This window comes from Nocardia sp. NPDC023852 (assembly GCF_040639505.1).
Lineage (GTDB): Bacteria > Actinomycetota > Actinomycetes > Mycobacteriales > Mycobacteriaceae > Nocardia.
Map to the genome: position 1 here is coordinate 158,657 of NZ_JBFAAB010000014.1, position 22,782 is coordinate 181,438.

The 22,782-nt window shown below is 66.0% G+C and carries 8 protein-coding genes and 1 pseudogene; 4 read left to right on the forward strand and 5 right to left on the reverse strand.

Annotated features, from left to right (window positions below):
• Nucleotides 1-120: 120 nt before the first annotated feature.
• The 4 genes from AB0H00_RS19940 to AB0H00_RS19955 all read right to left on the reverse strand — a co-directional run bounded on the left by AB0H00_RS19940 (nt 121) and on the right by AB0H00_RS19955 (nt 4,644).
• Complete coding sequence (locus tag AB0H00_RS19940) at nt 121-447, reverse strand: hypothetical protein (RefSeq protein ID WP_357268126.1); 327 nt, start codon at nt 445-447, stop codon at nt 121-123.
• Between the two features lie 373 nt (nt 448-820).
• Entirely contained in the window at nt 821-2,407 is a 1,587-nt protein-coding gene (locus tag AB0H00_RS19945) for a cytochrome P450 (protein ID WP_357268128.1), read from the reverse strand.
• Nucleotides 2,408-2,509: 102 nt separating this feature from the next.
• Entirely contained in the window at nt 2,510-3,688 is a 1,179-nt protein-coding gene (locus tag AB0H00_RS19950) for a serpin family protein (protein ID WP_357268130.1), read from the reverse strand.
• A gap of 38 nt (nt 3,689-3,726) precedes the next feature.
• On the reverse strand, nt 3,727-4,644 hold the full coding sequence (locus AB0H00_RS19955; protein ID WP_357268132.1) for an MHYT domain-containing protein: 918 nt from the start codon (nt 4,642-4,644) through the stop codon (nt 3,727-3,729).
• Between the two features lie 845 nt (nt 4,645-5,489).
• Here AB0H00_RS19955 and AB0H00_RS19960 point away from each other — a divergent pair.
• Nucleotides 5,490-5,663 carry a hypothetical protein gene (locus AB0H00_RS19960; protein WP_357268134.1) on the forward strand — a complete coding sequence of 58 codons (174 nt, stop codon included), beginning with the start codon at nt 5,490-5,492 and terminating at the stop codon, nt 5,661-5,663.
• Nucleotides 5,664-6,432: 769 nt separating this feature from the next.
• Here AB0H00_RS19960 and AB0H00_RS19965 read toward each other — a convergent pair.
• Nucleotides 6,433-7,516: pseudogene (locus AB0H00_RS19965) on the reverse strand (DDE-type integrase/transposase/recombinase).
• A 676-nt stretch (nt 7,517-8,192) separates the two neighbouring features.
• Between AB0H00_RS19965 and AB0H00_RS19970 the strand changes: the two are divergent.
• The 3 genes from AB0H00_RS19970 to AB0H00_RS19980 form a co-directional block, all read left to right on the forward strand.
• Nucleotides 8,193-8,321 (forward strand): hypothetical protein, encoded by a 129-nt coding sequence (locus AB0H00_RS19970; protein ID WP_357268136.1) that lies wholly within the window; start codon nt 8,193-8,195, stop codon nt 8,319-8,321.
• Nucleotides 8,322-8,799: 478 nt separating this feature from the next.
• A complete protein-coding gene (locus tag AB0H00_RS19975; protein WP_357268138.1) occupies nt 8,800-9,462 on the forward strand; it encodes a hypothetical protein in 663 nt (220 codons plus the stop codon).
• Nucleotides 9,463-9,550: 88 nt separating this feature from the next.
• The coding region (locus AB0H00_RS19980; RefSeq protein ID WP_357268140.1) for a type I polyketide synthase at nt 9,551-22,782 on the forward strand (13,232 nt) is incomplete at its 3' end.

Below are 22,782 nucleotides of genomic sequence, written 5' to 3' on the forward strand. Positions count from 1 at the left end.
GCGGCCCGTGGACTGCCCGCAGTCGGCGGGCCGCGAGCTTTTTCCTACTCCGGGGGTCGGATTTCGTGCTGGAGTGCGCGGGCATGGTGCCGCACGCTATTTCGTCGTGGCGGATCAGACCTACGCCCAGATCCGCGATAATACCGATCGAGAGAAAGTCTGTTCCGGCGTCACCGTGATCAGATCACACACCTCGACCAATTCATCGGGTATCGCATCGTCGAAGTGATGCAGACTCGGGGAGATCACCGCATCGACGTCACAGTGCCGGGCGACGTCGATAAGTCGGCCCACCGGCCCCTCGGTGGTGGCGCCGAAGGTCAGGGTCTTGGTCAACTCGTAGCCCAGCCGTTTCGCCAAGCTTCGCATCTGCGCCTCGTCCCAATCCTGGGACACACCTGACACGTCTTTGCGGAGATATCCCAGCGCGGATGGTTTCGCTCTCATCGGGACTCCTTTGCCACGTTCGTTGCTGAATCGGTGAAAGTGCCTGTGTGCCCGAAGCTCTCGCGGTTTGTCTGCGTCGAGTGATCAGGCTGAACATCTGTTGACATCATATGTTGTCAACAGCAGTTGATGTCAACATCTGGGGCGGTCACGGCCAAAACGCGCGACTCCTGCCTCGCGTGCTGCGCTTGGCCGTAAAGTTCGGCGAATTGTCCAGCTCGACAACCTATTACGCGGCCCGGATGACCGACCACGCACGCGTGCACGTGGACACCGCCGCGCCGCGCACCGTCGTGCCGCCTCGTGTGCGGAGCGAATCCTGGTGCTCGCCGTCGTACGTGTCGTTCTCGGCCGGCCGACCAGCCGGCACTGGTCAATTGGCGGCGGTGTCGAGGAGCACGGGCAAAGTGAGGGGCCCGCAGGTGATGAACTGCGGGCTGTGGGGGATCAGTCCGGGGTCGCACGCCAGGCTCAGGCGAGGAAATGTATTGAACAACGTGGACAACGCAATTCGGCTTTCCAGCCGAGCCAGAGGTGCGCCGAGACAGAAGTGCGGTCCGCGACCGAAAGCCAGTTGGTCCCGGTGATCGTGATCGATGTCGAAGATATCGGCGTCCGGATGACGTCGCAGATCCCGTCCGACACCGGCGTACCACCCCACGATGGCACCAGCGGGAATATCGACACCTGCGATGGTGACGTCCTGCAGCGCGTACCTGTTGAACATGACGCAGGCAGACGTACGGAAACGCAGTACCTCCTCGACGACATCTGCCCACCGGTCCTCGGCCTGCGCTTTGGCAAGTTGCTCGGGATGGGAGCACAACGCGATAACCGCGTTTCCCAGCAGGTGCACTGTCGTCTCGTGTCCAGCGATGATTACCAGCCACAACGTTTCGACCAGCTTGTCGTCGGCCAAGCCGTTCTCGCCGTTGGCGCGCAGCAGCGCGGAAGTCAGATCGTCACCGGGTGCGCGCCGCTTGCGGTCCAGCAGTTCAGTGAGATAAGCGATCATCTCCGTCACCGCGGTCTGCGTTTCCTCGCCTGTGCTGGTGTGCGACACGACCGTCGTGGCCCAGCGCCGGATTTGTGCGTGTTCGCCCGCCGGCACGCCGAACAGCTCACAGATCACCCGAACCGGTAGCGGCGTCGTGAAATGGGAAACCAGATCGATTTCGGTGTTGTGATCGCGAAGATCATCGATGAGTTCGGTGGTGATCTGCCGGATTCGGGGTTCGAGCGCGGCGACCCGGGCGGGGGTGAATGCCTGGCTGATCCCTTTGCGTGCCCGCCGGTGATCGTCACCATCCTTGTTGAGCATGTGATCGATGTCGGTCAGTGCACGCAGTGGCCAGTCCGCCGGAATGGTTCCATCGTGTAGTGCGGGGCAGTTGCGGGCGTTCTTGCTGAACAGTGTGCCGTCGCCGGCGAGGATTTCGCTCACCGCCTGGTGACTGACCGCGAGCCAGGCCGCGACTTCGCCCGGCAGCTCGATCGGAACGACCGTGCCCTGCTGGCGGATTCGCTCATAGGTGTCGAAGACTGATTCTCCAGCGGTCGGCAGATGGACAACGGACTCGGTCATGTTCTCTCCCACAGTGCGAACAGTTGGTCCGCACGCAGACGGACCGGCGGTACCAAGTGAGTGTGGATCACCACTGCCAGCCGTGTCGCTGAAACCGAGAGCCTCTGCCCCGGAACAGAACTCCGCGTCGGAAACCGATGGAAGCCTGTCCCGAATACGGATGGTGGTGTCGGCGGCGATCACTCGCTCAGCGGCCAACGGCCGGTAGTCGGCGTGGGTGGTGGTCACCGTGCTCATCCAGAAACGCAGCGTGGTGACGGCCTGTAGCCGGCGAGCGAGATACCCTGGGTCAGGGCAGCTTCCGCGCAGCGAGTTCGATGACAGCGTGCGCTGCCGGTTCAGGTCGGGGTACTCGACCGACCGGGTGGTGGTCACGCCTTGGCGGTGACGGGTGTTCCAGCGATCCGGGCTCAGATCAGGGCAGGCGTCGCAGCGGACTTCGCCGCGACGGTGCGCACAGATGATGGCGCGAACTCGTTATCGCATGGGGAGCTGTGAGGACGGTGCATCGGCCGTTTCGGCGACCCAGCCAGCGGCGACCGCCAGTCCGGTCGGGCGGTGGACGGCGAGGAAGCCGAACGGGCGGTCGAAGGTCACTTCCAGCACGGTGGTGTGGCGCTGCGCACGGATCGCCGGCGCCGCACCCGGTGCCGCCATCAGCGCGGTGACGGCTGCGGCCTCGAACCCATCGCGCGTGAACCTGGCGAGCACATCCTGCGCGCCCTGCTCGATCGACAGCGGGACCGGCGAGATTCGAGGGAAGTGGCCCCGGCCGGCATCGGTGGCCGCCCGCAGTCCGAATAGTTCGGCACGCGCGACGAGGTCGTGCTTCGATCGAATCGCGAACGGTGGCAGGCGAACATGCAGCGTGTCGCGCTGTGTGTAACCGAACACCCGCCGCATCGTCAGCCCCGGCGCGCCAGGCCCTGCGTCGAGCCCGGTGCGGTAGGGCACCAACCCGCCGAGTGCGGCCAATCCGCTGGCCAGCACATCGCCGGGGCTGTCCGACCCCACCAGCAGATGCACATCGACGTCGCCCCGCCCCGTGACGAGCACTCGGGTCACCGGCCGCGGTCCGTCCAAGACGGCGACATCGGTCGGTTCGGTGTCGACGCGGGTGAGCGCGGCGAGTCGGCGTCCTTGCCACGGGCCGGCTTCCGGCACCATGACGGTGTCATGGAACGGAGCCCGCCAGCTCGTCTTGGCGGCCAGCGCTGTGGCCAGGACCAGCAGCGTGTCGGAGGTGACGGAAAGGGGAAACCGTTCGATCAGCCCGTCGGTGCACCGCCGCGTCCACTCGTCCAGTGCAACCTGGCTGGTCAGCAGATCGACCGTGCCGGTGGGCAGTGCGTGCAGCCAATCGTCGTGGAGGGGAAGATTTCCGCGGATCCAGATGCCGAGCGCAGCCGACACGTCGACGGCATCGGCGAGAATGTCCAGCGTCCGCAGCGCCGCCGCGTGCGCCGCGTGCGCGGACACCCCGACCGCGGCCTCCAGTTCCGACCGCGCGGGTCCGTCGGCCGCGGCGGCGAGCAGGGCCAGTAGCGGCCACACCCCGGCTCCCGAGACGACGAAGTCGTCGTCGCCCGCGGCGGCGCACCACCGCGCGGTCAACTCGTTGACGGCGCCGACGTGCGGCGTCAAAAAAGTCTGCACCGCATAACGGTACGGACCGCCTCCAGGTGGGAGGGGAGTCAGCGCTGGCCCGGCGGTTCTCGCCGCGGCCACTCGCGGCCGCTTCGGGGCAGATCGGCGGGAGCGGTTGTCAGCGTGGCGGATCTGCGCTGGGTGGACCCGAACCGGGCAGATCGAAGCTGGGCGGATTCGGGCTGTACTGATCCGGGCTGGGCAGGTTCGGGCTGGGCAGGCGCGGGGAGTGGATCGGTATTGCCGAGCTCGTCGAGCTCGGCAAGGCCGACCATGATGATCAGCATGATGGTGACCGCAGTGACGGTCATGATCAGCGGTGTGAGCAGCTGCATGGGGTCGGCACCGTCGGGCACGACATGCTGACCGGCGTGCTCGGCACGCATCGATGCCATTCCGGTGTAATGCATGCCGCACACCGCGAGGCCCATGATCAGCGCCGCGCCGATGGTCGCGCGGATGCCTTTCACGTGCAGCATGAACCACAGCGCCGCGGTCGCCGCGACCACGGCGATCACGAGTGACAGCACAACAGTTCCGAGCTTGTAGCCGACGATCGCATCGGTGTTCATCGCATGCATGCCCAGGTAGTGCATAGCGGCCACGCCGAGCCCGGTGATGGCACCGCCGATCGGCAGCGCCAGGACTTCCCGTCGCCAGCGCACGACGACAGACAGCCCGATCCATACCACCACCATCGCCACGGCCGCGCTGAGCAGTGTCATCGGCACGTTGTATCGAATGGTTCCACCATGGATGGAGAAGCCGAGCATCGCGGTGAAATGCATCACCCAGATCCCGGCCCCACCGAGGGAAACGGCCGCGGCGATGAGCCAACCTGTGGGCCAGTGCGACGATCGGGCGTGCACCGCACACCGAAGGCCGAGCAGCGATCCGACGACGGACATGATGTAAGCCAGGACGGGGGTCACCCACCCGTAGCTGAAGTGATCGAGTTCCAGCACGCACACGCTCCGTAGCTAGTGACTGGCTTCTTGCCAGCAAATCGAACTGCGACGATAGCGCAACTCGCCGAAAGTTGCATAATGCACAGTTCGCATCGTGTGATTGCGCTGCCTGCACCCTGGTCGAGTCGCACTCGGTTTGCGGCAACAGAGGCAAGTTTCCTGGTAGATCACTCCGATCTCGTGGCCGTACCGGTGCAGAGATCGCAGTGAGGCGGACCGCCCGGTTGGTCATCGGCTGGTACATTACCGCGCGATCCGCGTCGGCCGTACTGATGGACAACCACATCGGAGCAATACGGAAGAGGCGCACGCTAAGTACCGGCAAAGCCACGCGCAAGACAGCAGCGAATCCGAAGTCAGCCCATGCACGTGATCGGGAAGCCCCGCGGTTCTTCACCTTCGACGGGTCGACAACGGGCAACCGAAGTTGCCCAGTAGTAGACGACGGGATCGACATCGGGTCATCGATCGGTTGCACACCCGCTCCGGTTCTGGTTGGACGAACGAACTGCCAGCGGGTGTCTGTGATCGGCTTGTAGGTCGGCGACTCGGCGGCCACCGAAGCGCTGAGCCTGCCGTTTGAAGGAGGCCGGCGTCGACGCCACGACCGGAACCTGCGCTGCTCATCTCGGCGGACGGCCGATGCCATCGCGCACCGCACGAGGACGAGCCATTTCGTCCGGTCACGTTCGCTGTTGGGACTACCGCGACACCACGCACGCCCGCGAGATGTTCTGCCCGCGGCCGCGGTAGTTCGGCCGCATCACTCGTCAGCGACGACGACCTACCGTGGACGACCGACTTCTTGCACGTCGGTGCCACGGCATGGAGGGATGCACATCGTGGACTCGACAACCATCGAGCAGACGACAGGGCGGGCGTTCCCGCTGTCCCCACTCGAGCACGGTGAACTCGGCCGGGCAGGCGGCGGCTTGGAAATGGGCGGACGACGCGGCGCGCTCGAACTGACGCACACAACAATGATTCAGGCATCCCGAGGATGCTCGGAATTTTGACATGACTCAGCCGATGCGGAGCTGTCCTGATATTGGCAGGCGTATGGGCAGGCCGCGGTATGGAATCCACGGACTGCGGCAGTTCGGGAGCCCTTGGAGACGTCTGCTCGAGAGCAGCTTTCGTCGCTGGACCTAGAGCACCAATCAATACCGAGACCGGACCGACCGCGACGGTAGAGGAAATCGGGCATTTACGGCATCTATCGCACCGAAGTCGACAGACTTCAGGCAACATGTCGGCTGGATCAGGACAAGATAGGAATCATGTGACTCAAGGTATCAATGCCACACCGATCGTCGTCTTCTATCCGAGCGCGATACCGGCCTTGCGCGGCCACGGGAATGGTGGCCCACGCTGGAGAACTCTGGGGTGAGGTACGTCACGACTTCTGGATGGCATTCATCCCAACGGTGACTCCTACCCGGCACAGGTGACTGCAGCTGCCGCCGGCTGCGGATAATTTGATTCTTTCGGCAGTCTGCACAGGCGTCGAACTCTCCATAGTGCCGAATGCGTCGAGTCGGTCGCGACGAAATCGCACCCGGAGTACCTGAGCCGCGGTGTGGGATGCGATGTCAGGAACTGCGGTGTAGTTGGTAGCGCTGAAGGTTGCTGCCGGCCGGCCAACCACGCGGTGCGCCGGGCAGGCCAGTGGCTGTAGCGGATAGTCAGTGATTCGAGAGTCGGTCCGTGCAGTTGCCTGGTCCCTCCGAGCCACCGGACAATGCGCACTGCCCCCCGTTTCGTTTCACTGGCGGGCGTGCAGTTTCAGGCCGCGAGTGGGGCCCGATCGGGGGCCTCGTATTCGATTGCGGTCAGGTGTCCGATGCGGCGTCGTGGTCGGTCCGTTCGATCCAGGTGACGGCGGCAGGCGCAGTTCTCAGCAGGTGCGCCAGTATGCCGTCGGGGACGCTGCGTTGCGGCAGCGCGGAGAACGATTCCATCGCGGCGTTGGTACCGGCTCGGCCCATTGATCCGTGTAATCCATTGATGGGCAACACATATGCGAACTATCGTGACCGGAACCCGCTGCCCGGGGCAGAGTGCACGATGTGCCGATCGGTGCACGCAGCCCCACGCGTTCCGCAACGCTGACACCGCCGACGTGACGGTCTTGCGGTCGTCGATGGAGTAGTCGACAATCCGGTGCGAATAGCGGTCCGTGATCGCGCATGGATTGCCCTCGCCGGTGCGGGACTCGGTTATATCGGTCAGCCACACCCGGTTCGGCGAGGTTTGGTGACGTCACGCTCGACGAGATCATCGTGTACCGGCAGGCCCGGAGACCTCTAAAGGCTGCGTCGGCGGACGCAGACCGACCACATGCGTTGCTGTGAGCATGATCGGTGCGCCGAATTCTCCCCGGGCGCAGATCCCGTGGGTCATCCAATTCGTCAGCGACGAACCGGTAGGTGAACGCGGGATCGCCGTGGTGGATATCGCCGGTCGCGTCGATAAGGTGTCATGCTCTCGATCACGCGGATTGAACCCGTGCGTGGTGAAGCCCGAAACCGGGGAGGCCACCGCCACGGGGATGCCGTCGGCGGTCGGATCGAGGACCAGCGCGTAAGTCATTTGGGCGCAGTTGCAGGGGCAAAGAACCCGCGGCCCGGCGCAGGATTTCGTTCTCCTTCTCCAACTGATTGTCAGGCCCGCAAAGTTCACGCGGCTCTGCCGCCTCCGTGGCAGAGAACCGGGCTGTGCACGTCTTCGTTGCGGGCGGCTCGAGCCGGTTAGGCAGAGAACCCTTGGAGATCCGAAATCCTTCGCTACCTGACGCAAAATAGACTTGCGCGTGCGAGCGGCAGGCTCGACGTCGCTACTGGAACTCCTGCGGATAGGGCTTCGGCAGGGCCAACATCCTTTCAGTGAGGATGAATCGTCACGGATCGGTAGTCGATCAAGCGGTGGGCACTCCCTTTCGACTCCCTGTCAATGGCTGTGCACCTCTCATGGTCTTATAGATCGAGGGTTCTCGATATAGGAAGGGACTTGAAGAGAATACTGCGGTGATAGAAATGGTCGCCATCTTCTGTGACCAACGTATTCCGCTCGCAATCAATGTCCTTTCCGGCCACGACGCGCTGTCGGTGTCGGTGGGGCGTGCCGGCCCGTCGGCACCTCCGATGCCGCCGCCCAGGCCTCCGATACGAACGCTACGTCCACTCGCTTCTGCGCTTCCGCACACTTGTGGCAACATTCATCCTCTGCATGAGACTCGTGGAGAATGGCACGTGGGACAGGTGCTGAACGGACTGGACGGTCTACGGCCATCTTCGTCGCAAAGATGCCTTCTCGGCGGCCGCGATGAGCTCCGGTCGGTGCCTCCTGTCGGCCCCAACTGAGACAAGGTGGCCGGTCGGTTTTGTTAAGTTGAGTTCAGAGAGATCACCTATTCCGAGCGTACCGTCGAGTGTGGCTGATCTGCTGGCCGGGGACGGTGTCGAGCAGTAGGGAAGCGGAGCAGGGAAGGGGAATGGGAGGGCTCGGGCGCAGCGGCCGAAGCGTCGTTGGTTCATGATGGCACGGTGGTCGTGATCCGGGCTGAACGCGGCAAGGTCTGGGTCGCCGTCTACACCCACCGACGCGGTCTGATTCGGCGCCCACCACGTCAACCTGAGCTGCCGATCACCGCCTGGATCAACGAGCCACCATAGGACGGTACATCGGTTGCGAGAAACCGATGCGGCTGGCAGGCTACTCCTCAGCAGGAAACTTGGGCGGCCGCCCAGCACGCACGCTGTCGCGTGAGTGCATTTCTTGTGGCTTGCTTGGCGAAGAGAGATATCGAATGAGCGCTGATTTCGTCTTCTGGACGAGGGAAGTCGGACACCGGCAGCGGGTGTCCAGTCGGGCAATGCCTATGACGTTGCCGGCACTCCTTTCACCGCAGTGAAAGGAAACGTTCACATGGACTGCGTCTCCCCAGCTGTCGAGCAGCATGTTCCTGTCGAAATGCGCGGTCGAGCCGCTATTCGTCAAGGACTGCTATCAGAGATTGCGGAGGTCGCGGTCGAGCGAATTTGTGTATCGGATACCGTCCGAGTCGGCGGTGGGACCCCTCGACACATCGGTCCGTGGGCGCAGCTGCCCGGGCCAGTGGCGCCGATTTTCGTCCATCGCCCGACGATCGGGGTGATCGACGGCGTCCACCGTCTGGTGGTCGCCGGTCGGCGGAAGGCGGCGTCGATCAATGCCATCTTCTTCGACGGCGAACCGCGGGGAGCGTTTGTGCCCGCTGTCGAGCTCAACAGGGCCCGCGGACTCCCGTTGTCGTTGGCGGACCACAAAGTGGCGGCCGCGCGGACGCTCGCGGATTTCCCCGGATGGTCGAACAGACGGCTTGGTGAGGTAGCCGGACTGTCCGACAAGATCATCGCCGCGCTGAGACGGCGGATATCGCCGACTACCGCGAAGGGCGTGCGGCGACGTGTGCGGGCGGAAAGCCGTGCCATGCCGGAACTTCGACAGGATGGTGACGCGACCCCGGCCAGAGCTTGCCGCGGTGATCTCGTGGGGCGGGGTTCAAGACCGGAGCCCCCGGCGTTCGCGGAGTCGTCCGAACTCGCAATAGGGGAGCGTCGGCTGCGTGCCGATCCTTCGCAGCGCTTCACCGAGGTCGGCCGAAAGTTGTTGCGATTGTTCGAGTTTTACGGAAATGAGCCGGTGGAATGGCAATCGATGGCCGATTGTCTGCCGATACACTGCGCGCCCACGGTAGCCGAGGCGAGACATTATGCGGCGAACCGGCTTTCGCTGGCCGACTCATTGAGTCGCCGCGTCGTAACCGACACCTGACCAGACGATACCGATAGCTCCCGGGCTCCTGTTGCCACTCGCGCCACCGGGCTCTTCGACAAACCTTTGATACCTCTGGATGTGAAACGTGAACACAAGCACTGGCGATTCGTCCGACCGCATGTTGGAGTACCTGAAAAAGGTCACTGTCGAGCTCATGACGACTCGCGACGATCTGACACAGCTGCGGGAACGGATCGACGAGCCGATTGCGATCGTCGGTATGAGCTGCCGCTACCCGGGTGGCGTCGAATCGCCGGGACAGTTGTGGGATCTGGTCGCGTCCGGTTCGGATGCCGTGAGCGAGTTTCCGGTGGATCGGGGTTGGGATGTGGAGGGATTGTTCGATCCCGATCCGGACCGGTTCGGGAAGGTGTACACGCGGGAGGGTGGCTTTCTGCGCGGTGTCGGTGATTTCGACGCGGGGTTCTTCGGGATCGGTCCGCGTGAGGCGGCGGCGATGGATCCGCAGCAGCGGTTGTTGTTGGAGGCTTCGTGGGAAGCCTTGGAGGACGCGGGTATCGATCCATCGTCGTTGCGAGGCAGCGACACAGGCGTATTCGCGGGGGTGATGTACGAAGACTACGAGCACACGGCCAGGGCGGCGGGTCCGGTCGCCGAGGGGTACGCGGGTACTGGTTCGGCGGGCAGTGTGGTGTCGGGGCGGGTGGCGTACACGTTGGGTTTGGAGGGCCCGGCGGTGTCGGTGGACACGGCGTGCTCGTCGTCGCTGGTGGCGATCCATTTGGCGTGCCAGGCACTGCGGCGGGGAGAGGCGTCGATGGTGTTGGCGGGTGGTGTGACGGTGATGTCGACGCCGTTTTTGTTCGTGGAGTTTTCGCGGCAGCGGGGTTTGTCGCGGGATGGTCGGTGCAAGTCGTTCTCCGCCGGCGCGGACGGGGTGGGTTGGTCCGAGGGTGTGGGTGTACTGGTCCTCGAGCGTTTGTCGGATGCGCGGCGGTTGGGGCACAACGTTCTCGCTGTGGTTCGGGGTTCGGCGGTGAATCAGGATGGCGCGAGCAATGGTTTGACCGCGCCGAATGGTCCGTCGCAGGAGCGGGTGATCGCGTCGGCGTTGGCGGCGGCGGGGCTGGATTCGTCTGATGTGGATGCGGTGGAGGCGCATGGGACGGGGACGCCGTTGGGTGATCCGATCGAGGCGCAGGCGTTGATCGCTGCTTATGGGCGGGGTCGCGGCGAGCCGTTGCGGATCGGGTCGTTGAAATCGAACATCGGGCATCCGCAGGCGGCCGCGGGTGTGGGTGGGGTGATCAAGATGGTGCAGGCGCTGCGGCACGGGGTGTTGCCGAAGACGTTGCACGTGGATGCGCCGTCACCGCATGTGGATTGGTCGGCCGGGTCGGTGCGGTTGCTGACCGAGGCGGAGCCCTGGCCTGCCGGTGAGCGGGTGCGTCGGGCGGGGGTGTCGTCGTTCGGGATCAGTGGGACCAATGCGCACGTGATTCTCGAGGAAGCACCTGCATCTGTTGTCGCGCCGGCTGAGGGGACTGCCGCGGACGGCGCGGGCCCCGCTTCCGCGGCGGATGTGGTGCCGTTGCTGCTGTCGGCCAAGTCCGGCGAGGCGCTGCGCGCACAAGCGAATCGGTTGCGGCAGTGGCTGCTCGACCATCCGGACGCGGATGTCTGGAGTGTGGGGTCGTCGTTGATCGACACCAGGGCCAGCTGGGACTGGCGCGGCATGGTGGTGGGTCGCGATCGAGAGCAGTTGATGACGGGGTTGGCCGATCTGGCGTCGGGGTCGTCGTCGGTGATCTCCGGTGTGCCTGTCGAGGGTCGGACGGCGTTCCTGTTCACGGGTCAGGGTGCGCAGCGGGTGGGTATGGGTGCGGGTTTGTACCAGGCGTTTCCGGTGTTTGCGGCGGCGTTGGACGAGGTGTGTGGGGAGTTCGATCGTCATCTGGGTGGGTCGTTGCGGGAGGTGATGTTCACCGATTCGGGGGGCGTGTTGGATCGGACGGAGTGGACGCAGCCTGCGTTGTTCGCGTTCGAGGTGGCGTTGTTCCGGTTGGTGGAGTCGTTCGGTGTGACACCGGATGTGGTGATCGGGCATTCGATCGGTGAGCTTGTCGCCGCGTATGTGGCGGGGGTGTGGTCGCTCGAGGATGCGTGTGTGTTGGTGGCGGCGCGTGGTCGGTTGATGGGGGCGTTGCCGGAGGGCGGCGCGATGCTCGCGGCGGCCGTGACCGAGGAACGGGCCGTCGAGATCGTGGCGGCGTACGGGGATCGGTTGTCGGTGGCGGCGGTGAATGGTCCGTCGTCGGTGGTGCTGTCCGGTGACACGGATGCCGTCGACGAGGCGGAGCGCAGTTTGTCCGACGAGGGCATCAAGACGTCGCGATTGCGGGTGAGTCATGCGTTCCACTCGGCGCGGCTGGACCCCATGCTGGCCGAATTCCGCGCCGTGGCTGGAAGTCTGACGTATCGAGTGCCGAATGTTCCGATGGTGTCGAATGTCTCCGGTGCTGTTGTCGGCGTCGAGGTGACCGATCCCGGGTATTGGGTCGAGCAGGTGCGCGGTTGTGTGCGGTTTGCGCCTGGCGTCGACGCTCTCGTCGCGGCAGGGGCGCTGCGATTCGTGGAGGTGGGCCCGGATGCGGTGTTGGCATCGATGACTCGCCAGTGCCTGGCCGAACACCCGGACATCGAGACGGATTCTGTGGTGGCCGCCGCGTCTCGACGCTCGGTTGACGAGGTGTCGCAATGTGTGACGTCGTTGGGCCAAATGCATACCGCCGGCGTCGACGTAGATTGGCGACCGTTGTTCGCTGGCCGGCGGCTGAGCCGAGTGTCGTTGCCCACCTATGCGTTCCAGCGCCAACGGTACTGGTTGGAGCCAATCCGGGGTGACGTAGCGGCGGGGTCATCGGATCATCCGATCTTGACCGGCGTCGTACCACTGGCAGGCAAGGACGAATGGCTGTTCACCGGACGGGTGTCGTTACGTACTCATCCGTGGCTCGCCGATCACGCGGTTTTCGGCTCTGTGTTGTTGCCCGGAACCGGCTTTGTGGAACTGGCGCTGACCGCGGGCGCGCGGACGGACGCCGAGTTCGTCGAGGAACTGCTGCTCGAAGCGCCGCTGCTGCTCGAGGGTGACACCGCGGTCGATATTCAAATCGGTGTCGATCCTGCCGACGGTGCGGGGCGACGTCGGTTCGTGATCCACTCCCGTGCTGTTATCGACGGGGATTCCGACGCGGGCGAGTGGGTATCGCACGCCAACGGCGTGCTGACTCCAGCCGCGGACGCCGTTCCCGGGTGGGTCCGGGACGGATCGGCGACAACCGAAGAATGGCCGCCCGCAGGGGCCGATCCGGTGCCGAACGACGGGCTTTACGACGAGTTGGCAGAACTCGGTTTCGGCTACGGCCCCGCATTCCAGGGGGTCACGTCGGTCTGGCGCGACGGCGACGATCTGCTCGCCGAGGTGTCTCTTTCGGCCGAAACCGATACTCAGGCAGCGGCGTTCGGGATTCATCCCGCGCTGTTGGACGCCGCATTTCACGCGGCGATCACCGAGCTGGCGCAAGATATTCCCTCGGGTCGGCTGCCGTTGCCGTTCTCCTTCGCGGGCGTGCGGTTGTACCGCGCCGGGGTGACGGCTGTCCGCGTTCGACTCATGCGGTCGGGAGCCGGGCGGATGCGGGCCGTCGTCCTTGACGACACCGGAGCGCCGGTGCTGAGCCTCGATGCGCTCGCTGCTCGCCCCGTTGATGCCAAGGCACTGAATTTCGGGGCCGGTCGTCGTGCGTCGCTGTCCGATGTCGAATGGGTATCGGTGTCCTCGGGATCTACCGGCACTGTGCCGTCCATGGCGGCGCTCGGCGCGGAGAGCATTTCGGGGATCGATCGTGCTCGTGCCGGGCTCGGAGAATTGTTCGACGACCAGGTGACGCCAGCGATCGTCGTATGGTCGCCGGGCGGGGAGGGTTCGACCGTCGGCGATGTGGCGGTGCGGACTCGTGCGTGGGTGCACTCGACGTTGGGACTGTTGCAGACGTGGCAGGCCGAGGAGCGGTTGAGCGGCTCGCGGCTGGTGGTGCTGACGCGGGGCGCTGTGGGCGTGTCGGGTGAGTCGCCGGATCCGGCAGGCGCGGCGGTATGGGGCCTGGTACGCAGTGCTCAGTTCGAATATCCGGGTCGGTTCGTTCTTCTCGACGTGGGCGTGGAGGAGAACGTGACGGTCGATGTGATCGCTGCGGCGCTGGGTTCGGACGAGCCGCAGCTGGCTGTGCGTAGGGGTGGGCTGCGGGTGCCGCGGTTGCGACGGCACGCGGGTTCTTCCGTGACGGGCGGGTCGGTGTTGGGTGCGGGTGCGGTGTTGATCACCGGTGGCACTGGTGGTTTGGGATCTGTGGTGGCTCGGCATGTCGTCGAAACACATGGTGTGCGGCGGTTGGTGTTGGTGTCGCGGCGGGGTGAAGAGGCCGACGGTGTGGCGGAATTGGTGGATGGGTTGACGGCCTTCGGCGCGCAGGTGCGGATAGCGGCGTGTGACGTGAGTGATCGTGCGGCGTTGGCGGCCCTGCTGGCGGAATTGCCCGATGAGTTCGCGCCGAGCGCGGTGATCCATTCGGCGGGTGTGCTCGATGACAGCACCATCGAGACCTTGACCACCGACCAGGTGGACCGAGTGTTGGCGTCGAAGGCGGATGCCGCGTGGCATCTGCACGAGTTGACCAGCGATCGGGATCTCTCTGCCTTCGTGCTGTTCTCATCGGTCGCGGGGGTGGTCGGTACGCCGGGTCAGGGCAACTATGCCGCGGCGAACGCGTTCCTGGATGCCCTCGCGTCGCGCCGGCGGGCAGCGGGTTTGCCCGCGGTGTCGATCGCGTGGGGGTCGTGGAACCAGGGCAGCGGCATGACCAGCGGTCTGGGAAGCGCCGCGATGGCGCGGATGGGGCGGCTCGGCGTGCGTCCGCTGGAGACAGCGGATGGCTTGGCGTTGTTCGATCGCGCGATCGGCGCGGCAGCACCGGTGGTGGTCGCCACCGAGTTCGATACCGAGGCGTTGTCGGTTCAGGCGCGTGAGGGATCTCTGCTTCGGATGCTGCATTCGATCGTCGCGGTGCCCGTGCGTCGGGCCGCGGACACGAGCGGGACGTTGGCGCGGCGGCTGGCCGTCGCCCCGGCGCAGGAACGCGAGGCGATCGTGCTGGACGTCGTTCGTGAGCAGGTCGCCGGAGTGCTGGGGCACATCTCCGGTGACGCCATCGACCCGACCGCACCGTTCACCGAGCTCGGGTTCGATTCGTTGGCCGGAGTGGAGTTCCGCAATCGGCTGGCCAAAGCGACCGGCGTGCAATTGCCGTCGACGCTGGTGTTCGACCACCCCACCGCGGCGGCGGTGGCGGTGTTCGTGCGATCTCGTGTCGGCGACGTGGAGGCGGACACCGGCCGTGCCGTCGCACGGGTGACGCGTCGGATCCGTACCGATGAGCCGATTGCGATTGTGGGGATGAGCTGCCGATATCCAGGCGGAATCACATCCCCGGAGGGATTGTGGGAGCTGGTGGCGTCCGGCACGGACGCGATCAGCGAGTTCCCGGCCGATCGCGGCTGGGATCTGGATCGATTGTTCGATCCCGATCCCGACCACTCCGGCACATCCTATCTACGACACGGGGGATTCCTCTCCGGCGTCGCCGATTTCGACGCGGGGTTCTTCGGGATCGGTCCGCGTGAGGCGGCGGCGATGGATCCGCAGCAGCGGTTGTTGTTGGAGGCTTCGTGGGAAGCCTTGGAGGACGCGGGTATCGATCCATCGTCGTTGCGGGGCAGCGACGCCGGTGTCTTCACCGGCGTCTCGTATCAGGATTACGAGGAGATCGCCAAGGCGGCGGGTGCGGCCGTCGAGGGGTACGTGGGCACCGGTTCGGCGAGCAGTGTGGTGTCGGGCCGGGTGGCGTACACGTTGGGTTTGGAGGGCCCGGCGGTGACGGTGGACACGGCGTGCTCGTCGTCGCTGGTGGCGATCCATCTGGCGTGCCAGGCACTGCGCCAAGGCGAATGCTCGATGGCGTTGGCCAGTGGAGCCCAAGTGATGTCGACGCCGTTCTTGTTCATCGAATTCTCGCGGCAGCGGGGTCTGTCACGTGATGGTCGGTGCAAGGCGTTCTCCGCCGGCGCGGACGGGGTGGGTTGGTCCGAGGGTGTGGGTGTACTGGTCCTCGAGCGTTTGTCGGATGCGCGGCGGTTGGGGCACAACGTTCTCGCTGTGGTTCGGGGTTCGGCGGTGAATCAGGATGGCGCGAGCAATGGTTTGACCGCGCCGAATGGTCCGTCGCAGGAGCGGGTGATCGCGTCGGCGTTGGCGGCGGCGGGGCTGGATTCGTCTGATGTGGACGTGGTGGAGGCGCATGGGACGGGGACGCCGTTGGGTGATCCGATCGAGGCCCAAGCGCTGATATCCGCGTATGGGCAGGGTCGCGGCGAGCCGTTGCGGATCGGGTCGTTGAAATCGAACATCGGGCACTCACAGGCCGCATCGGGCATCGGGGGCGTGATCAAGATCGTGCAGGCGCTGCGGCATGAGATGTTGCCGAAGACGTTGCACGTGGATGCGCCGTCGCCGCATGTGGATTGGTCGGCCGGGTCGGTGCGGTTGCTGACCGAAGCGGAGCCCTGGCCTGCCGGTGAGCGGATGCGTCGGGCGGGGGTGTCCTCGTTCGGGATCAGCGGCACCAACGCGCACCTCGTTCTCGAGGAAGCACCGGCCGGCCTGGAGCGCGCGGCGGAGCCGGTCGCGGCCCACACTCCGCCCGTGGTTTCAGGGATGGTGCCGTTGGTGATGTCTGCGAAATCTGAAGCGGGACTGCGTGCGCAGGCGGCTCGATTGCGTGAATGGTTGGTGGCGCATCCGGAAGCGGAACCGGTGGATGTGGCTTATTCGTTGCTGACGACGCGAGCACGGTTGGATCGGCGTGGGGCGGTCGTCGGGGGCGACCGGGATTCTGTGCTGGCCGGCCTGGCGGATCTGGCGTCGGGGTCGATGTCGTCGGGCGTGGGCGAGGGCACTCCGGTCAGGGGGAAGATCGCGTTCCTGTTCACGGGGCAGGGGTCGCAGCGTGTCGGCATGGGTGCCGGGTTGTATGCGGCGTTCCCGGTGTTCGCGTCGGCGTTCGACGAGCTGTGTGCGGAGTTCGATCGTTTGCTGGGGCCCTCGTTGGCGGGGGTCTCGTTCAAGGACATCGTTTTCGGCGACGCGGGTGCGGATCTGCTCCATCGAACGGAGTTCACGCAGCCTGCGTTGTTCGCGTTCGAGGCGGCGTTGTTCCGGCTTATCGAGTCGTTCGGGGTTGTCCCGGACGTGCTGATCGGACATTCGATCGGCGAGTTGGTCGCTGCGTACGCGGCCGGGGTGTGGTCGGTGGCCGACGCTTGCGCACTGGTCGTGGCGCGGGGCCAGTTGATGGGGGCGCTGCCGGCGGGCGGTGCGATGCTGGCCGCCACGATCACGGAAGACCGGGCGGTCGAGGTTATCGCCCGGTTCGATGGGCGGCTGTCGATCGCGGCGGTGAACGGCCCTTCCTCGATCGTAATTTCCGGTGACGAGGACGCCATCGCGGAATTGGAGCCGATGCTTGTCGCGGACGGGGTCAGGACTTCACGGTTGCGGGTCAGCCACGCTTTTCATTCCGAATTGATGGATCCCATGCTGCCGGAATTCGAGACCGTGGCGGCTGGGGTGACCTACGGTCGTCCGCTGTTGCCGGTGGTGTCCAACGTGTTCGGTGTCGTGGGAGGCGAGGCTTTCGCCGAACCGATGTACTGGGTCGGTCACGTGCGCGACACCGTCCGTTTCGCGCACGGTGTCGACGCCTTGGTGGACATGGGTGTCCGGCGGTTCCTGGAAGTGGGTCCCGACGCTGTGCTGACAGCGATGACCCGGCAGTGCCTGCCCGAGGACATCGAATCGCGGTCGATGGTGGCGGCGGCGGGCCGGCGCGGTGTCGACGAGGTGACGCAATTCCTGACGTTCCTCACACACGCCCACAACGCAGGCATCGACGTGGACTGGGTGCCGTTATTCGCCGGTCGTTCCCCGATCCGGGTTTCCTTGCCGACGTATGCGTTTCAGCGTCAGCGTTATTGGCTGGAGGCCGCTCGACCGGTCGTGCCGGGTGGTATCGAGCATCCGATCCTGATGGATGCGGTGCCGGTGGCAGGCAAGGACGAATGGCTGTTCACCGGAAAGCTGTCGGACGGCGGTCATCGGTGGATCGCTGATCATGTGGTGTTCGGGACGGCAGTTGTGCCCGCGACGACCTACCTCGAGTTGGCGTCGGCGATCGGTGCGCGGCTGGGCGCGCACATCGTCGAGGAACTGCTGCTGGACATTCCGCTGGCTTTCGGAGAACAACCGGTCGATCTGCAGGTCGGTGTCGGGGAGACCGAACCGGATGGCCGCCGGCGCTTCACAATCTATTCCAGGGCCGAGCGGATCGATGATGTCGACGCGTGGGTGCCGCATGCTCGCGGTGTGCTGACTCCGGTCTCGACGGCGGACACCGCCCCGAGCTGGGACGAGCCGGTGTGGCCGCCTGCGGGTGCGGAGCAGCTCGATGAGCAGGTGCTGTATCGGCGGATCGCGGGTCTGGGACTGGAGTACGGTCCGGTGTTCCGCGGTGTTCGCGCGGTGTGGCGGCGCGGGGAGGAGATATTCGCCGAGGTGTCGTTGGACGAGACCACGGCTGGACAGGCGTCGGGGTTCGGAATCCATCCGGCATTGTTCGACGCGTGCCTGCACCCCGCTCTCGACTTCGTCATGGAGGACATCCCCGCAGGTCGGGTTCCGTTGCCGGTGTCGTTCGGCGGCGTGCGGTTGGCGCGGACAGGTTCCGGGCCGGTCCGGCTTCGCGCGGTGCTGCAGGGCGGCTATCGGGTTCGGATGGACGTGGTGGACGAAGTCGGCGAACCGGTGGTGAGCGCGGACTCCATCGTGGTGCATCCCGTCGAGCGCCGCACGGTGGACCGCGTTCGGGCCGCCACGTCATCGCCGCTGTACGGCATGGAGTGGGTGCCGGTGTCAGCGCCCTCGCGTGCGGACGGTGGGTCCATGGCAGTGCTCGGCGACGGCAGCGTGCCGGGGATCGAGACCCGATTCGCTGAGGTACCCGAACTGGCAGACGCCGATCACGGGGCGGGAACGGTCGCCTGGCTGGTCGATGGCGACGAATCAGCGGGCGGGGATGCCGCCGAGGCGAGTCGGCGAACCGTGCAATCGGCCGTGGGTCTGTTGCGGTCGTGGCTGTCGGACTCGCGGCTCGCCGAGACGCGGCTGGTCGTGGTGACGAGGAATGCGGTTGGCCTGTCGGGAGAGTCGCCCGCTCCGGTGTACGCGGCGGTCGCGGGCTTGGTGCGCAGTGTGCAGGCGGAGCATCCGGGTCGGCTCGTGCTGCTCGATCGCGACGGTGAGATCGACGCCGGGGTGGTGTCGGCGGTCGTGGCGACGGGTGAGCCGCAGGTGGCGGTGCGGGACGGTCGATTGTCGGCGCCGCGGTTGCGCCGGGAATCCGCGTCGGGTGCGGCCGGAATGTCGTTCGGGACCGGGACGGTGTTGGTGACCGGGGGTACCAGTGGGCTGGGTGCGCTCGTGGCGCGGCATCTTGCGGCGGAGCACGGGGTGCGCCGGTTGTTGCTGGTATCGCGGCGTGGTCGCGCTGCCGAGGGTGTGCGGGGGTTGGTGGCGGAGCTGTCCGCGCTGGGCGCCGAGGTGGACGTGGCCGCGTGTGACGTGGCGGATCGGGGTGCCGTTGAGGCGGTGCTCGCGGAAATCCCGTCGGAGTTCCCGCTGTCCGGAGTCGTCCACGCGGCGGGTGTGGTGGATGACGGCACCGTCGAGACGTTGACCGCCGAGCAAGTGGATCGGGTGTTCCGTCCGAAGGTGGACGGGGCGTGGTTGTTGCACGAATTGACGCGCGGCTCGGATCTGTCGGCGTTTGTGGTGTTTTCGTCGGTCGCGGGGGTGGCGGGTTCACCGGGACAAGGCAATTACGCGGCGGCGAACGCGTTCGCGGACGCGGTGGTCCGGCTGCGGCGAGAGGCAGGCCTGCCGGGTGTGTCGGTGGCCTGGGGTCCATGGAACGCGGGCAGCGGGATGACCGGCGACCTGGGCGAAGCCGGATTGGCACGGTTACGGCGGTTGGGTTTCCGCGCGCTCGGCGACACGGCAGGGCTGGCATTGTTCGACGCAGCGATTGCTGCGGACGCTGCGCTGGTGGTGGGTGCCGAGTTCGATGCGGCGGGATTGGCGGAGCAGGCCGAGACGGGGTCGCTGCCGAAGGTGCTGAGTTCGCTGGTGTCGGTGCCCGCGCGGACACGCGTAGACGGCGGGTCGCCGGTCGGGCGGCTGGCGTCGGCGTCGGCCCGGGAGCGCGACGACGTGGCGTTGGCGGTAGTGCGTGAGCAGGCGGCGGCGGTGTTGGGGCACGCCTCGGTCGAGGCGATCGAGGTGGGGGTTCCGTTCACGGAGCTGGGTTTCGACTCGCTGGCCGGTGTGGAATTCCGCAATCGGCTCGCCAAGGCCACGGGATTGCAGCTGCCCTCCACCCTTGTCTTCGACCATCCCAGCGCCCAAGCGGTAGCGGCGTTCATCGTGTCCCGGCTCGGAGACGCGCCCGACGCCGCGCGACGGACGACGAGAACCCCCCGCCGCATGCGGACGGACGAGCCGATCGCCATCGTCGGGATGAGCTGCCGGTATCCCGGCGGCGTCGGGTCTCCGGAGCAGCTATGGGATCTGGTGGCGTCCGGCACGGACGCGATCACGCCTTTCCCCACAGACCGTGGCTGGGACCTCGATCGGCTGTGGGACTCAGACCCGGACAAACCGGGCACCACCTACGTCCGGGAAGGCGGATTCTTGACCGAACCGGGCGCTTTCGACGCCGGGTTCTTCGGTATCAGTCCGCGTGAGGCGACCGCGATGGATCCGCAGCAGCGGCTGATGCTGGAGGCTTCCTGGGAAGCCTTGGAGGACGCGGGTATCAACCCGTCGTCGCTGCGCGGCAGCGATACCGGTGTGTTCGTCGGTGCTACCCCGTCCGGTTATGCCGAGCGAGTGGTCGGAGAACACGAAGGTTTTCGGATGACCGGGAATTCGGACAGCGTCATCTCCGGCCGGGTCGCTTACGTGTTCGGTCTGCAGGGACCGGCGATGACGGTGGACACGGCGTGCTCGTCGTCGCTGGTGGCGCTGCACCTGGCATGCCAGGCGGTGCGGCAGGGGGAAGCGTCGCTGGCGCTGGCAGGCGGTGTCACGGTCTCGGGGAGCCCGGAGCTGTACGTGGACTTCGCCCGCCAGCGGGGTTTGTCGCGGGATGGTCGGTGCAAGTCGTTCTCCGCCGGCGCGGACGGGGTGGGTTGGTCCGAGGGGGTGGGTGTACTGGTCCTCGAGCGTTTGTCGGATGCGCGGCGGTTGGGGCACAACGTTCTCGCTGTGGTTCGGGGTTCGGCGGTGAATCAGGATGGCGCGAGCAATGGTTTGACCGCGCCGAATGGTCCGTCGCAGGAGCGGGTGATCGCGTCGGCGTTGGCGGCGGCGGGGCTGGAATCGTCTGATGTGGATGCGGTGGAGGCGCATGGGACGGGGACGCCGTTGGGTGATCCGATCGAGGCGCAGGCGTTGATCGCCGCGTATGGGCAGGGTCGCGGCGAGCCGTTGCGGATCGGGTCGTTGAAATCGAACATCGGGCACGCGGTCGCGGCGTCGGGTGTCGGAGGCGTGATCAAGATGGTGCAGGCATTGCGGCATGAGATGTTGCCGAAGACGTTGCACGTGGATGCGCCGTCACCGCATGTGGATTGGTCGGCCGGGTCGGTGCGGTTGCTGACCGAAGCGGAGCCCTGGCCTGCCGGTGAGCGGGTGCGTCGGGCGGGGGTGTCCTCGTTCGCCATCAGCGGCACAAACGCGCACGTGATCGTGGAGGAAGCCCCAACGCCAGCGATCGCGCGGGACGAGGGAGCGTCGACCAGGAACGTCGGGTCCGCGGCAGAGGACGCGGTGGCGTGGCTTGTGTCGGCGAAATCCGAGGCCGGCCTGCGGGCACAGGCGGACCGGTTGCGGGCGTGGTTGGTCGACCATCCGGATGCCGATGCGCGCAGCGTCGCGCGGTCGTTGGTCGAAGCGCGTGCGCAGTTGGAGTGGCGTGGTGCGGCCGTCGGTCGCGATCGGGAGCAGTTGCTGGCGGGGTTGGCGGATTTGGCGTCGGGGTCGTCGTCGGCCGTGTCCGGTGTGCCTGTCGGGGGTCGGACGGCGTTCGTGTTCACGGGTCAGGGTGCGCAGCGGGTGGGTATGGGTGCGGGTTTGTACCAGGCGTTTCCGGTGTTTGCGGCGGCGTTGGACGAGGTGTGTGGGGAGTTCGATCGTCATCTGGGTGGGTCGTTGCGGGAGGTGATGTTCGCCGATTCGGGGGGCGTGTTGGATCGGACGGAGTGGACGCAGCCTGCGTTGTTCGCGTTCGAGGTGGCGTTGTTCCGGTTGGTGGAGTCGTTCGGTGTGACACCGGATGTGGTGATCGGGCATTCGATCGGTGAGCTTGTCGCCGCGTATGTGGCGGGGGTGTGGTCGCTGGAGGATGCGTGTGTGTTGGTGGCTGCGCGGGGCCGATTGATGGGGGCGTTGCCGGAGGGCGGCGCGATGCTCGCGGCGGCGGTGTCGGAAGCCGAGGCAGCGGAGGTGCTGACCGGCTTTGAGAGTCGGGCGTCGATCGCCGCGGTGAACGGTCCGGACTCGGTGGTGATCTCCGGTGACGCCGACGCCGTCGACGAGGTGGAGCGCAGGTTGTCCGGGCAGGGCCGCAAGACGTCGCGATTGCGGGTCAGCCACGCGTTCCATTCGGCACGGATGGAACCGATGCTCGCGCAGTTCCGCACCATCGCTGAGGGTGTGACCTATCGGGAGCCGCTGCTGCCGATCGTGTCGAACGTGACCGGTGCGGTAGGCGATGGTTTCACCGATCCCGCGTACTGGGTCGGGCAGGTGCGCGCCGCGGTCCGGTTCGCACCTGGAATCCAGTCACTCGCCGACATGGGCGTGCGCCGGTTCCTGGAGATCGGACCCGACGCCGTGCTGACGGCCATGACCCGCCAATGCCTGAGCGACGATGGCGAGGCCGCGGCCGGATGGCTGGTGTCGGCGGCGGGTCGTCGTGGGGTTGATGAGGTGGTGTGGTTTGTGGGGTTTTTGGCGCGGGTGCATGTTGTTGGGGTGGGTGTGGATTGGGGGGTGTTGCTGGCGGGGGGTGTGGTTGGTCGGGTTGGGTTGCCGACGTATGCGTTTCAGCATCAGCGGTATTG